This is a genomic window from Allomuricauda sp. CP2A (genome assembly GCF_001683915.1).
Classification (GTDB): Bacteria; Bacteroidota; Bacteroidia; order Flavobacteriales; family Flavobacteriaceae; genus Flagellimonas.
Genome location: NZ_LXTT01000130.1, coordinates 128528 through 142368, shown reverse-complemented (window position 1 = coordinate 142368; position 13841 = coordinate 128528). Strand labels below are relative to the sequence as shown.

General features: G+C 43.3%; 13 protein-coding genes. 9 read left to right on the top strand and 4 right to left on the bottom strand.

The genetic code is table 11. The features are described 5' to 3' along the window. Nucleotides 1-75: 75 nt before the first annotated feature. Together atpD and A7D14_RS15585 are read left to right on the top strand one after the other, a co-directional pair. Nucleotides 76-1584: a F0F1 ATP synthase subunit beta gene (atpD, locus tag A7D14_RS15590; protein ID WP_067036684.1), complete on the top strand. Its 1509-nt coding sequence runs from the start codon at nt 76-78 to the stop codon at nt 1582-1584. Between the two features lie 88 nt (nt 1585-1672). Next, a complete protein-coding gene (locus tag A7D14_RS15585; RefSeq protein WP_067036681.1) occupies nt 1673-1951 on the top strand; it encodes a F0F1 ATP synthase subunit epsilon in 279 nt (92 codons plus the stop codon). A 54-nt stretch (nt 1952-2005) separates the two neighbouring features. Here A7D14_RS15585 and A7D14_RS15580 read toward each other — a convergent pair whose 3' ends face one another. Then, complete coding sequence (locus A7D14_RS15580) at nt 2006-2536, bottom strand: GNAT family N-acetyltransferase (protein ID WP_067036679.1); 531 nt, start codon at nt 2534-2536, stop codon at nt 2006-2008. A 74-nt stretch (nt 2537-2610) separates the two neighbouring features. Here A7D14_RS15580 and A7D14_RS15575 point away from each other — a divergent pair, with 74 nt between their 5' ends. The 3 genes from A7D14_RS15575 to bioD are packed head-to-tail and all read left to right on the top strand — an operon-like array spanning nt 2611 to nt 4759. Next, nucleotides 2611-3759: an aminotransferase class I/II-fold pyridoxal phosphate-dependent enzyme gene (locus tag A7D14_RS15575; protein ID WP_067036676.1), complete on the top strand. Its 1149-nt coding sequence runs from the start codon at nt 2611-2613 to the stop codon at nt 3757-3759. Then, a complete protein-coding gene (locus tag A7D14_RS15570) occupies nt 3756-4145 on the top strand; it encodes a DUF2007 domain-containing protein (protein ID WP_067036673.1) in 390 nt (129 codons plus the stop codon). The genes A7D14_RS15575 and A7D14_RS15570 overlap by 4 nt, the downstream gene beginning before the upstream one ends. Next, complete coding sequence (gene bioD, locus A7D14_RS15565) at nt 4142-4759, top strand: dethiobiotin synthase (protein WP_409552695.1); 618 nt, start codon at nt 4142-4144, stop codon at nt 4757-4759. Before A7D14_RS15570 ends, bioD begins: the two co-directional genes overlap by 4 nt. Here bioD and A7D14_RS15560 read toward each other — a convergent pair. Further along, the gene (locus A7D14_RS15560) at nt 4751-6235 is read right to left on the bottom strand and encodes an ArnT family glycosyltransferase (protein WP_067036667.1); all 1485 of its coding nucleotides are present in this window, start codon (nt 6233-6235) and stop codon (nt 4751-4753) included. The two genes, bioD and A7D14_RS15560, sit on opposite strands and share 9 nt — an antisense overlap. A gap of 62 nt (nt 6236-6297) precedes the next feature. Between A7D14_RS15560 and bioA the strand changes: the two genes are divergently transcribed. The 4 genes from bioA (at nt 6298) to A7D14_RS15540 (ending at nt 10928) form a co-directional block, all read left to right on the top strand. Beyond that, nucleotides 6298-7584 (top strand): adenosylmethionine--8-amino-7-oxononanoate transaminase, encoded by a 1287-nt coding sequence (gene bioA / locus A7D14_RS15555; protein ID WP_255307475.1) that lies wholly within the window; start codon nt 6298-6300, stop codon nt 7582-7584. Between the two features lie 9 nt (nt 7585-7593). After that, entirely contained in the window at nt 7594-8829 is a 1236-nt protein-coding gene (locus tag A7D14_RS15550) for a beta-ketoacyl synthase N-terminal-like domain-containing protein (RefSeq protein ID WP_067036665.1), read from the top strand. 63 nt (nt 8830-8892) lie between these two features. Further along, nucleotides 8893-9993 (top strand): biotin synthase BioB, encoded by a 1101-nt coding sequence (gene bioB / locus A7D14_RS15545; RefSeq protein ID WP_067036662.1) that lies wholly within the window; start codon nt 8893-8895, stop codon nt 9991-9993. Nucleotides 9994-10052: 59 nt separating this feature from the next. Next, nucleotides 10053-10928, top strand: coding sequence for a cupin-like domain-containing protein (locus A7D14_RS15540; RefSeq protein ID WP_067036659.1), 876 nt, complete (start codon nt 10053-10055; stop codon nt 10926-10928). 4 nt (nt 10929-10932) lie between these two features. On the opposite strand, the gene A7D14_RS15535 is transcribed toward A7D14_RS15540, so the two are convergent. Next, nucleotides 10933-11415 carry a regulatory protein RecX gene (locus A7D14_RS15535; RefSeq protein WP_067036655.1) on the bottom strand — a complete coding sequence of 161 codons (483 nt, stop codon included), beginning with the start codon at nt 11413-11415 and terminating at the stop codon, nt 10933-10935. A gap of 6 nt (nt 11416-11421) precedes the next feature. Continuing rightward, nucleotides 11422-13791 (bottom strand): glycogen debranching protein, encoded by a 2370-nt coding sequence (locus tag A7D14_RS15530; protein ID WP_067036653.1) that lies wholly within the window; start codon nt 13789-13791, stop codon nt 11422-11424. Nucleotides 13792-13841 lie beyond the last annotated feature (50 nt).

Here is a 13841-nt window from a genome sequence, read left to right as displayed (position 1 = left end):
AAGGGAAAAACATATCTTTGCAGCCGAAAAAATAGCGGTTATTTCCCGCGTATTCATTTATAAATAAACACAGTAATGTCTAAAGTTACAGGTAAGGTTGCCCAAATTATAGGCCCGGTCATTGATGTTGAGTTTGAATCAGGGGTGGAAATCCCAAGAATTTATGACTCCCTTGAAATTGCAAAAGCTGACGGATCAAAATTGGTTTTGGAAGTACAATCCCACATCGGTGAAAATACCGTAAGAACCATTTCTATGGATTCCACTGACGGTTTGAGCAGGGGAGTTGACGTGGTTGCTACCGGAAATCCAATCCAAATGCCAATAGGTGAAGAAGTTTACGGACGTCTTTTCAATGTGATCGGTGACGCCATTGATGGTATGGAAAACCTGCCAAAAACTGGAGACAACGGACTTCCCATTCACAGGGAAGCTCCAAAATTTGAAGATCTTTCCACTTCAACAGAAGTACTTTTCACAGGGATTAAAGTAATCGACCTTATCGAGCCTTATGCAAAAGGGGGTAAAATTGGATTGTTCGGTGGTGCCGGTGTAGGTAAAACCGTATTGATCCAAGAGTTGATCAACAACATTGCAAAAGGACACGGTGGTTTGTCTGTGTTTGCAGGTGTTGGAGAGCGTACTCGTGAAGGAAACGATTTGCTTCGTGAGATGTTGGAGTCCGGAATTATAAAATACGGTGATGCTTTCTTGCACTCTATGGAAGAAGGCGGATGGGATTTGTCCAAAGTGGATAAAAAGGCCCTTAAGGAATCTAAGGCCACTTTTGTGTTCGGTCAGATGAACGAGCCTCCAGGAGCCCGTGCCCGTGTGGCATTGTCCGGATTGACCATTGCCGAATATTTCCGTGATGGATCAGGAGAAGGACAAGGAAAAGACGTTCTTTTCTTCGTTGATAACATTTTCCGTTTTACACAAGCAGGTTCAGAGGTATCCGCACTTTTGGGTCGTATGCCTTCTGCGGTAGGGTACCAACCAACCTTGGCAACAGAAATGGGTGCCATGCAGGAACGGATTACATCAACCAAAAGAGGTTCCATTACTTCCGTACAGGCGGTTTATGTACCTGCGGATGACTTAACGGATCCAGCACCAGCCACAACGTTTGCCCACTTGGATGCCACAACCGTACTTTCTCGTAAGATTGCTGAGTTGGGTATCTATCCAGCGGTGGATCCTTTGGATTCCACTTCAAGGATTTTGACCCCTGAGATTTTGGGTAAAGAACATTATGACTGTGCTCAACGCGTAAAAGAGTTGTTGCAACGCTATAAAGAGCTTCAGGATATTATTGCCATCTTGGGTATGGAGGAACTTTCTGAAGAAGATAAATTGGCAGTAGGTAGAGCAAGACGTGTGCAACGTTTCTTGTCGCAGCCTTTCCACGTAGCGGAACAGTTTACGGGTATTCCTGGTGTTTTGGTTGACATTAAGGACACCATTAAAGGATTCAACATGATTATGGATGGTGAATTGGATCACTTGCCAGAATCTGCCTTTAACCTTAAAGGAACCATCGACGAGGCCATCGAGGCTGGAGAGAAAATGTTGGCGGAAGCATAGTGTCATTCCTGCGGAAGCAGGAATCTCATTATTAATTAAGTCAAAGTTTAAAAGATTCCCGTTTGCACGGGAATGACAGGAGAAAAATATGTATTTAGAAATAGTATCACCAGAAGCCACTTTGTTTGCGGGAGAAGTAACCTCTGTTACTGTACCTGGCATAAACGGGGAGTTTCAAATGTTGGAAAACCACGCTCCCGTAGTTTCATTGCTTCAATCGGGAAAAGTTAAGGTGAAGGGCAATCTAGCCATAGAAGAAGCCTTTCAAAACAAATTTTCCAAAGGAAATGATGGAGAGACCATACTTCCCATTACAAGTGGTACTGTGGAAATGAAGGATAACAAGGTGATCGTTCTTGTTGACTAGAAAATCATCACCAGAAAATATAAACCAAGCCACTCATTTTTTGGGTGGCTTTTTTTATTTCAGACTGATCAAGTGCCATTCCCTTCCTCCATCCGTATAAACTTTTAGGGTTTTAAACCCAACAGCTGCATGGGCGGCAAGTGACCTTTTGTTCTTTCCATCCACCTCGGTGATGATGGTATCAAAACCCTCTGGCAATCTATTTTTCATGGTCAGATAGAGGTTTCTGAAAATCCCCTTGCCCCGATGGCTCTTGGCCACACAAATCTGACCCATTACCATATAATTTGCTTTTCCTTCAAGCACTTTGTTGATCTCAATAAACATCGGTTGTAATACTTCTATGGAATCGGAAAAAGCGGGATGCATACATAATGCATATCCGATTACATCCCCATTTTCAACAGCAATGATGTGGCCACACATGTCATTCATGGCTTTTAAAATTTCCATGGAATGTTCCACCGTTAAAAAGCCCTCTTTCTCCCTATCTTCGCTGGATAGGCTATTGACGAGGTTTTCTTGTTGTAGCAACAGAATCTGCTCCAATTCTTGTTCGCTGGAGGCCTGCTTATAATAGATCATGTATTCGCATTAGGGGGAAAGGTATTTTCAACACTAAGATACTGTTTAAAAACAGTAAGTGCTACATTTGTGGTATGGAGAAATTGCCCAAAAAATTACGGCAGAAACTATCTGAACGACTCATGAATGATGCTGTGCGAAGCTTGTCGTTGATTGACGGTTTGGTTGATTTTTCCTCTAACGATTACTTGGGATTTGCCCGAAATGAACACTTGTCCAAAGCAGCCACCGATTTTCTAAAGATCAAACCTCAGAAAAATGGCTCAACGGGCTCTAGGCTGCTTACGGGAAACCATACCTTGTATGCCGAATTGGAAGATTTTTTGGCAGCGCACCACAAGTCTGAATCTTCTCTGGTGTTCAATTCGGGCTATGATGCCAATGTTGGATTCTTTTCCTCTGTGCCACAACGTGGAGATATTGTTTTTTATGACGAGTTGGTCCATGCCAGCATTCGGGATGGCATTCAAATGGGACATGCCAAAAGCTATAAGTTTACCCATAACAACATCGGTGATTTGAGCCGTCATATTGAGCGCAGTCGAAATATGGACGGCAATTCAGAAATCTACATTGTCACCGAGTCCGTGTTTTCCATGGACGGCGACACCCCAAATTTAGTGGCCTTGGCCAATTTTTGCAGTGAAAATGGCTGTCATTTAATTGTGGACGAAGCCCACGCCACAGGAATTTTTGGGGACGGAAGGGATTTCGTCTGTCAGCTGGGGTTGGAACAACACATTTTTGCACGGATCATTACGTTTGGAAAAGCTTTGGGTTGTCACGGAGCCGCTATTTTAGGCAGTGATGCCTTAAAAAACTATTTGGTGAATTTTGCCCGAAGCTTAATTTACACTACCGCACTGCCTCCGCACACTATTGGAACGCTTCTGGTATCGTATCATTATCTAAGGGATTTTGGGGAAGAACCGCGTAAGCAACTTCAGCAAAATATCGACTATTTTAAGGAGCGGGTAAAGCAGTTGAAAATTTCTGAAGCGTTCTTAGAAAGCAATTCGGCGATTCAATGCGCCATTGTTCCAGGAAATGCAAAGGTGAAGTCAATTGCGACCCAATTGCGGCATGAAGGTTTTGATGTTCGCCCCATTCTTTCACCAACTGTAAAAGAAGGAGAAGAGCGTTTGCGATTTTGTTTGCATGCCTATAACACCAAAGAGGAAATATCACGAGTTTTGTCGTTTTTAAAAAACTTTATGGAATGAAAGAACCTAAATTTCACACCTTGGCCACTTTTGAGTTCCCTGCTGATGTGCAGATCATCAAGGGAAAATTGGAATCAGAGGGAATCAGTGTTTTTCTTCGGGATGAGGCCACGATCAATACAGACCCACTGATCAGTTCAGCCATTGGTGGGGTAAAACTTCAAGTCTATTCTTCGGATAAGGAGAGAGCGAGGCAAATTTATGATGAGGTTAGAAATTATGCCACAGACGCCCAAGGTTTTCCTATAGTGTGTCCCAATTGCAAGGCGACCAAATCAGAAATCTATTATTCCAGAAAGACTATTTTTCATAAGCTATTCCCATTTTTTGAGCCAACCAAATACAAATGCATTCAGTGTAACTTCATATCCAGACCCACTAGATGATGAAATTATTTGTAACAGGAATCTCAACAGAAGTTGGAAAAACAGTAGCAGCTGCCATTGTGGTGGAAGCCCTCCAAGCAGATTACTGGAAACCTATCCAGGCTGGGGACCTCGATAATTCGGATAGCCATAAAGTGGAGTCGCTAATTTCCAATACCAAAACAATCATCCATCCCAACAGCTACGCTTTACAAACGCCGATGAGTCCCCACGCTGCTGCAGATATAGACGGAATCACCATTGATTTAAACAAAATCGTTGCACCAAAAACCAAAAACCATTTGGTAATTGAAGGTGCAGGCGGATTGTTGGTGCCTTTGAACGATACCGATACCATTTTTGACCTTATCCAGCCCGATTACAAAGTAATTGTGGTTTCCCGGCATTATTTGGGAAGCATCAACCATACGCTTTTGACCTTGGAAAAACTTCAGGAAAAGAAAGTGAAAACAGGAATCATCTTCAGTGGCGATGAGCACCCAACCACAGAGGACATTATTTTAAAAAAAGCTAAAGTGACTTTTTTGGGACGGATCAATGAGGAGCAAAAATTTGATAAAGAGATCATCAAAAAATATGCAGAACAATTAAAACCAGCTCTCGAATCATTCTAAGCGTTGGTAAATGAGCCCACGGCCCACGGTTTCAATTAAAGTATAATGTTCTTCCAGATAAGAATCAATGTACGTGTTGTATTCCACCAACTTTTTGTCAAAGATTTTTTTCCCATCCCGGGCCACCAACGTTTTAGGTTGAATCACCTCCATGATATACCGTAACTCCTCCATTCCGGTCTTTCTTGGATTTTCCATGTAAGGGAAAATCTCTTCGCGTATTACATTGCTCGGATGCGTGGCAGCTTTGGTGGGCGGACTTTCACCCAATACCCAATATCCAATATGGTATTCCGTAAAGAAAATGTTTTTGGTCTCTAGGTTATGCGTGGCAATATAGTTGGGGACATCAATCCCTTCCCCATTAAAAAAAGAACCCTTTTCCATTTTATTGGAAACAACATTGGCGTATTCCAAATAGGATTCCATTGGGATGAGCGCCAAAAGCAAAATAAGCAAAGGCCTGTACCGTTTTTTGGGTCGCGGAAGTTTCCCCACGGCCATGCTGAAAGGAATCAAAATAAAGGGATAGAGTTGGATTAAATAATGACCATTTACTTTACCGGCCTGCATAAACGACAATAAGATTCCAACAACAATGGCGGTTAAAATTTGCAGCTCCCTGCTATGCCGATTTAATATTTTTGTTGCAAATCCAGCAGTGAGCAAACCCAAAATCACTATTAAAAAGGGCAATGTTTTTAAGGGAGAATGGAATTTTCCTTCGGAATAGGCCAGCGGAGCCTCAAAAATGGATTGCCACCAAATAGGGACGTTTCCTTCAAGGTAGTAGGGAAGGGCAGTCAGTAACACAATCAGGATTGTGCCAAGGCCCATAAAAAATAAATTTTGGAGGGTTGACCACAATTGTCGGTCCCTATACCCGGCCCACAAAAGGTATAGGCCCAAAATTAAAACAGGGTACGCCATGTTCAATTTGGACATTAGGGACAGTCCAAAAAGAAGCCCTGTCAAAAAAAACCAAACCCTTCGGGTTTTCAAAAACAAGAGAAAGACTCCTGCCACAAAAAAAAGGGTGCAGATATGTTCGGACATTACCCCTTGCAAACTTCCAAAAAGACTTAGAAAGAACACACAGAACATCGCACACCAAAAGGCTATTTTTTTGGAGGTGATTTTGGAGGCGATTCCATACGTGAACAAGGAAGTCAAGGCTACCACTAAAGTTCCGAACAATCGAATGGCAATGAAACTTTTCCCGAACAGTTTTATGACCATGGCAAAGAACAAAAAAGTTACGGGAGGCTTTAAATCCCAGAGTTGGGTGTAGGGCAAATGGCCATCAACCCAAGATTGCCCCATGATAATAAAAGTGCTTTCGTCCCGATCTATATAATCCCGGAAGAAAAACGGAAAACGGATAAAGAGGGCCGCCAAAAACAAAATCAATAAAACCGCTTTCCAGTCAAAGTCTTCATATCGAGGTGAAGTAAGGGAAGTGATTTTAGTAAACACGGTCTGGATTAATTTTTTTGGCGATTAATTGTCATCTTTGCAAGATAGATAAATTAAGGGGTTTGCGTAAGACAGAAGCATTGGAAAAATTATCGGATCGAGACAAAAAGCACCTTTGGCACCCACTCACGCAACACAAAGTGAGTCCAGACATGTTGGGTATGGCAAAAGCCGAAGGGGCCTTACTTTTTGATGAGGATGGAAAGGAATATGTAGATGGAATTGCATCGTGGTACACCTGTATGTACGGGCATTGCAACCCGCATATTCTAAAAAAGGTTTCGGAACAGATGCAGCAGTTAGATCAGGTGGTGTTCAGCGGCTTTACCCATGAACCGGCGGTGAGGCTCTCCGAGGAACTCATCAAGATTCTTCCCAACAACCAGCAGAAGCTCTTCTTTTCGGATAATGGTTCCACCTCCACCGAAGTGGGCATCAAAATGGCCTTGCAGTACCATCATAACAAAGGCAAAAAGTGCAATGTGCTGTTGGCCTTCGAGGAAGGTTTTCATGGCGATACCTTTGGGGCGATGTCCGTTTCGGGCCTGTCGGTCTATAACGGGCCGTTCGAGGATTTTTTCATTGAAGTGGAGCGTATTCCGGTGCCCACGGAAACAAACATCAACCAGATTCTGGTTTTTCTGGAAAGGCGATTGGAACAGAAAAATATTGCAGGCTTCATTTATGAACCTTTGGTTCAAGGTGCCGCAGCCATGAAAATGCACAATGCTACTGGTCTTGATAAAATTCTGGCCCTGCTGAAGGAGCATGGTGTACTCCTGATTGCGGACGAAGTGATGACGGGATTTGGCAAAACAGGGAAATTTTTTGCTTCTGACTATTTGGAAACCAAGCCGGATATCATGTGTCTTTCCAAAGCCTTGACAGCAGGTTTGGTTCCCATGGGACTTACCACATGCACTGAAGAGGTGTTTATGGCTTTTTACAGTGATGACATGGCCAAAGGATTGTTCCATGGTCACACCTATACCGCCAATCCATTGGCCTGTACGGCGGCGCTGGCAGCCCTGAAATTGCTTCAGACCGATGAAATCCAGACAGGGATACAGAATATCATCCAATGGCACCAAAAGTTTGATGAAGAAATAAAACAGCACCCCAAGGTGGCCAATACCCGACAATTGGGGGTCATTTATGCCTTGGATTTGGATGTGAAAATGGAGCGTTATGGTAATTTGCGGAACAGACTCTTCAAGCATTTTATGGATCAAGGGGTGTTTCTAAGACCCTTGGGCCATACCATTTATATCTTGCCTCCCTATGTCACCACAGAAACTCAAATGCAACGGATTTATGGGGCTATCAAATCAGCCTTGGAATTGGTATAAAATGATTTTATGTTGAAAGAACCCATTTCCATAACCGCATTATCATCCATTTCTTCCTTGGGAAGTGAATCAGATGAGGTTTGGAAATCATATTTGAATAAAGAGCATTGTTTGTCCTATCAGAAAATAGGAAAACAGGAAGTTTGGGCTTCCAACTTGAGTAATGTGGTGAAGAAGGCCATTGAAACGCTAAGGCAATCCGATACCAAATACAATGATTTGGATGATTCCGTTTTATTTGCCATTTACACAGCCCGAAAGGTAATTGACAAAGCTGGATGGGAAACTGATTCCAATTTTGGGGTCAATATAGGGTCGTCCCGAGGCGCCACCTCTCTTTTTGAAAAATATCACCAAGAATTTTTAGATCAGGGAAAATCCTCCACCCTTGCCTCGCCCACCACCACTTTGGGCAATATTTCATCTTGGGTGGCCCACGATTTAAAATCAAAAGGTCCCGAAATTTCGCATTCCATTACCTGCTCCACAGCTTTGCATGGGCTGTTGAATGCCGTGGCATGGATTCAAAGCGGGTTGACCGATAAATTTTTGGTGGGAGGGAGCGAGGCTCCGTTGACCCCATTTACCATTGCCCAAATGCAGGCCTTGAAGATATATTCCAGAATGTCATCTCGAGCGCCCGCCTGCCGGACGGGCAGGCAGTCGAGAGATGCTGAAGAGCAAAATTATCCATGTTTGGCCATGGATTTGGAAAAGAAACAAAACACCATGGTTCTGGGTGAGGCAGCAGCGTTGGCCTGTTTGGAAAAAGGGGAAAAGCCGAATGCCTTGGCTTTGGTTGCGGGCATAGGCTACGCAACCGAACCGTTGGAACACAGCGTTTCCATTTCAACGGATGCCCAGTGCTTTCAGGATTCCATGAAAATGGCCCTAAAAAGTGCGGGCACCGACCAAGTTGATGCCATTGTCATGCATGCCCCAGGAACTATTAAGGGAGATGTCACCGAGTACAATGCCATCAAAAAAGTGTTTGGCAATAACTTGCCTTTTTTGACCACCAATAAGTGGAAAGTGGGTCACACCTTTGGTGCTTCGGGATTGTTGAGTTTGGAGCTGGGGGTTTTAATGCTGCAACATCAGCAGTATATTCCAACTCCCTTTTTTCAAAATAGGGATGATAAAGAAATGGTGGACACCGTACTGGTAAATGCCGTTGGCTTTGGTGGAAATGCTGTGAGCATATTGTTGAAACGACCATCACAAAAGAAACACACCATTTCTTAAATCGGGGTTTTCTTGGTTTTAATAGTGAATAATGCCTTATTTTTGAATTAGATTCTGACCATTATGAGCGGTACAAAACACAACTGGACGAAGGAAGAAATCCTCGATATTTATAACAAACCTTTGATGGAATTGCTGTATGAAGCAGCTACCGTACACCGGGAGCACCATGACCCGAACACGGTACAGGTTTCCACTTTGCTTTCCATTAAAACCGGTGGGTGCCCAGAAGATTGTGGGTATTGTCCCCAAGCTGCTCGCTACCATACCGATATAGAAGGCAACGACTTGATGTCCATTCAGCAAGTGAAGGCGCAAGCACTACGTGCCAAGGCATCTGGTAGTTCCAGGGTGTGCATGGGTGCGGCATGGCGGAATGTGAAGGACGGTCCCGAGTTTGATCAGGTGTTGGATATGGTTCGTACCATCAACAAACTGGACATGGAAGTGTGCTGTACTTTGGGTATGGTTACCGAAAATCAGGCAAAACGATTGGCCGAAGCAGGACTCTATGCCTACAACCATAACTTGGACACATCAGAAGAATATTATAAGGAAGTCATCTCAACTCGTGGGTATGAAGATCGTTTGCAGACCATAGAGAATGTCCGTAAAACCAATGTAACCGTATGTAGCGGTGGTATTATTGGCATGGGGGAATCCATTGAGGACCGTGCGGGAATGTTAGTAGCCCTTTCAACTTTGAATCCACAGCCAGAATCGGTGCCGATCAATGCCTTGGTTGCGGTTGAAGGCACCCCGATGGAAGAGCAAAAACCTGTTGAAATCTGGGAAATGATCCGGATGGTGGCTACAACCCGAATTGTGATGCCAAAAACCCAAGTACGACTTTCTGCCGGAAGAACCGGGATGAGTCGCGAAGGGCAGGCGATGTGCTTTTTCGCCGGGGCCAATTCCATTTTCGCAGGAGATAAATTGTTGACCACACCAAATCCTGATGTAAGTGAGGACATGGCCATGTTCCAACAACTGGGATTGAATCCCCAAAAGGCTTTTGTGAAGGCTCCCCAGCCCAAAACGGTTGAAGCTTCCGAGTCGGAATACCAACCTTTGGGAGAAAAACCAAAATGGTCCAGACCCGGTCATGTCATTGACCGTAATGAAGCGGCCAAACAGAAATCTGGGCTGGTATCCAAAGAGTAAGGCTTCATATTTTATAAAAACCTTTTTACTAATTTAGCGGTTTCAAACTCATTGAAATCTTGAAACTGAACCTTGAACAGATTCCCAGGGAAGAGACCCTTTCCAAGAAGGAGTTTATCCAGAAATACTTTAAACCTCAAAAGCCCGTGGTCATAGAACGGTTTATTGAGGATTGGCCCGCTTATTCCAAATGGAGTCTGGACTATATGAAAGATGTTGCGGGCGAAAAAGAAGTGCCACTATATGATGATCGCCCGGTAAAGCACGATGAGGGTTTTAATGAGCCCCATGCCAAAATGAAGATGCGGGAGTACATCGACCTTTTAAAAAGTGAGCCTACCAAATACCGAATTTTTCTGTGGAATGTTTTAAAGGAAGTGCCCCAACTTCAAAAGGATTTTACGTATCCTGATTTTGGGCTGCCTTTGATGAAAGGACTGCCCATGTTGTTTTTTGGCGGAAGCAATTCGTACACATTTATGCATTACGACATTGATTTGGCCAACATATTCCATTTTCATTTTGAAGGAAAAAAGCAGTGTATCCTCTTTTCCCAATCAGAGACCAAGTATCTATACAAAATTCCGCATTCCCTGATTACACGGGAAGATATTGATTTTGATGCCCCGGATTTGGGTAAATGGCCCGCCCTAAAACATGCCAAGGGACACGTGGCCCAATTGGAACACGGTAACGTCCTTTACATACCCGAAGGGTATTGGCACCATATGAAGTATATTACTCCTGGATTTTCCATGAGTCTACGAGCCATTGCCCGAAAACCTAAAAATTTTGGGAAGGCCGTCTACAACATCTTCTTTATGCGCCATTTTGATAATGTAATGCGTAGGCTAAAAGGTCAAAAATGGATTGATTGGAAAAATGAAAAGGCTGTGGTTCGTACGGAAAGACTGATGACCCAAAAATGGAATTAAACTCTCAAATCAATTCTCGCAGTTTTTCGTAGACCAAATGGCTTTCCCAGCCTCGGTAAAGCAGATAATCGGCCAACTTTTTCTTTCTTTTTTGGATGTTTTGCTCTTTGATTTGGCCCAACCTTTTTTTGGCGAGTTCATTTAGGGTGTTATGGTAATCTTCCTCCCCAATTTCTGCCAATGCAGTTTTAATGTTGAACTGCGATATCTGCCGTTGTTTTAATTCCCTTATAATTCGGTTTTTCCCCCACTTTTTTATATTGAATTTGCCTCGGGCAAAACTTTTGGCAAAGCGTTCCTCGTTCAAATAGTTTTCTTGGATCAAATGGGTTACAATTTGATCTATGGCTTCTGGAATCATGTGCATACCCCTTAATTTTTCAACAACCTCATAATGGCAGCGCTCTTGGTACGCACAGTAGTGCTCCATCTTTTTTGTGGCCTCTTGGAGCGAATAATATTTTCGTGGTGAAAACTGGGAGTCCATCTGGGTTTAGCTTTTGGTTACCACAATTATTTTATCGGAAAAAGTGAATGTGGTTTTGCCGTTTTCAGTTGTTATTTCCGGGTTGCCTTCTGTTACCGTATAATCTCCCTCTGGTAAAATAAGCTTTACGTTCCAACCCGGTTGCACTTGTTGTATTTTGATTTGATCAAGATCCTTGGACTTTTTGTGCCATATGGAAATCTCATTGTCTGCAACTTTTACATTTTCCAATGAAGCGTTATCCCATTCTTTTGGCATTTGAGGTTCAATACTAATGATCTTTTTGTGAGCCATAGGCCTGATGCCAAAAAACTGTTTTATAATGGGGACTGCAAAGGCGTAAATGTTCCAAGCCTGGGTCATCATTCCATAGTCGGGAGAGACCTCATACATACTTCCGGGAAGTGCATAGCTAAAGGAACGGGACATTCTTTTTAAATAATCCAAGGCTTCGTCGGGGCGGCCATAATTATTTTCTGCCACAGCTTGTACACCAGTGGGCAATGTCATCACTGCACCTGTATAGGAAAACACCTTGCTTCCCTTGAAGGAGCCAGCGTCTTTGCCCGCGGTCTCGTCACGATCAATACCTGTGACGAAAACCCCAAAAGGATTTGTAAATTTCTTTGCATTGTCCAGAGCCATCATTGCTTTGGATGAATCGGCTATGCCCATTTCCATAGGAGTGTTTACCACCCAGTTGTGGTAGAGGACAAAAGGCCTTGGTTCTTCGGATGGATTGCTCAAAATCTCCTGTTTGGTGGCTTTGAGCTCGTCAATTGCCCATGGTTTGTTGAGCGTATCGGCCCTGACCAAAGCATCTTCGATCAATTCAAGTGCCTGCTCATCGGTTCCAATGAAATCGGCATAGGATTGAAAGGTGTCCGACCAGAATTGTGTGTTTATTTTTTCCTTCAATTGCTCTGCCAATTGCTGGTATTCGAGTGCCAATTCAGTTTCGTCCAACTCATTGGCCATAAGGGCAGCATCGGCAAAAGCTCTTTGGGTGTATGAAGCAACATCAATCATTTCACTATCAAGGCCGTGTATTTCCATCATTCCAAAGCCATCTGGAAAAAGGTTTTTGTTATCATCATTTTCCTCCAACAACCATTTTAATCCTTTTTTTACCGTTGGAAAATACTTTTCAAGAAATTCCTTGTCGCCGTTCCATTTATATATTTCCCATATCAATGATGCAAATTGAGGGGTTTCATTGATGTTTCCTTCATTGAAAACAACGCCGTTTGTGGACATTTCATGAAGAATTTTTCCATTGCCGTTCACCGCCATTGAAACACTGTCCAAAAGTGTAATGGTTTTCTCAACAATATCATTTTGGCCAATGGCCATGTACCCTTGAAGCGCATACTCACTGTCCACTCCAAAATACCAAGGATAATCGGGTATGCCTGCGCCAATGCCAGAACCAATTTCGGGAACGGTGCGTACTAGCCAGTCGCAGTTATATTTTAGCCATTCAAAGGTGTCTTGCAGGTGTTTGTCCGGTATGGTAAGTTTGGACTGGTTTGCCAGTTGCCCGTAACGCGACTTTTTTCCCTTGGCCATCTGGACAAAGTTTTCTAGAATATTCTGGTGGTCCAAAATGGCATCTTCGCGGGAAATATATGACCCGGCGATGGCAAAATTTAGGATTTTCTCCGATTTTGCTGGAATCGTAACAACATATTCAAGGGAATTGGAGACCCCATTGGGCTTGTTCGGATTTTTAAGTTCTTCAGAAGAAATGGGTGCTTGGTCCGACCCAAAAACGGTATACCAAGAATTTAAACTATCCTTGACCACCCAATAAGCGTCTTCGAAAATACCAGAATCTTTAGCGTCCACCATATTTGATCGCTCCCCCAACCACGTTGGTCGCAAGTTGCTATGGCCAACAAACTTCACAGTGCTTTCAATTTTTTCTTGGCTGTTGTTTTTGATGATAAACTGGACTAAAATACCCTGGAGTCCATCAGGAACAAATTGAATCCGTTCAATAAGGAGGTCTTCTTGTTCAAACTCGAATAGGTGTTTGTTTGCATACGGGTAGTTTACAAACCCAGAGGCTTTGCTCAATGGCAACACACGGTCGTTGATTGTCATTTCCACCTCAAAACCGTCCATAAGCTTTATCGGGTGGTTCCAAATCCCTCCCATTTCGTCTTTTATATGCCAGCCCAAAGGAGGAAAGGTCCCATCCTGATGGCCCACCATATACACCCTGTCTCCGGCGGTAACGTAAGGAGAGCTTAAGTAGTTTGCATCACCTTTTATGTTGGGGGATTGTTCTAATATGTTTGATAATGACTTTTCTGTTTGGGTGGAACATGCCATGATCAAAATACTCAATAGGGAGAGAACGGTTTTTTTCATTTTCAGGGTGCTAGGTTATCAAAAATACTGTTTTGTCCCAAACTGGTAAA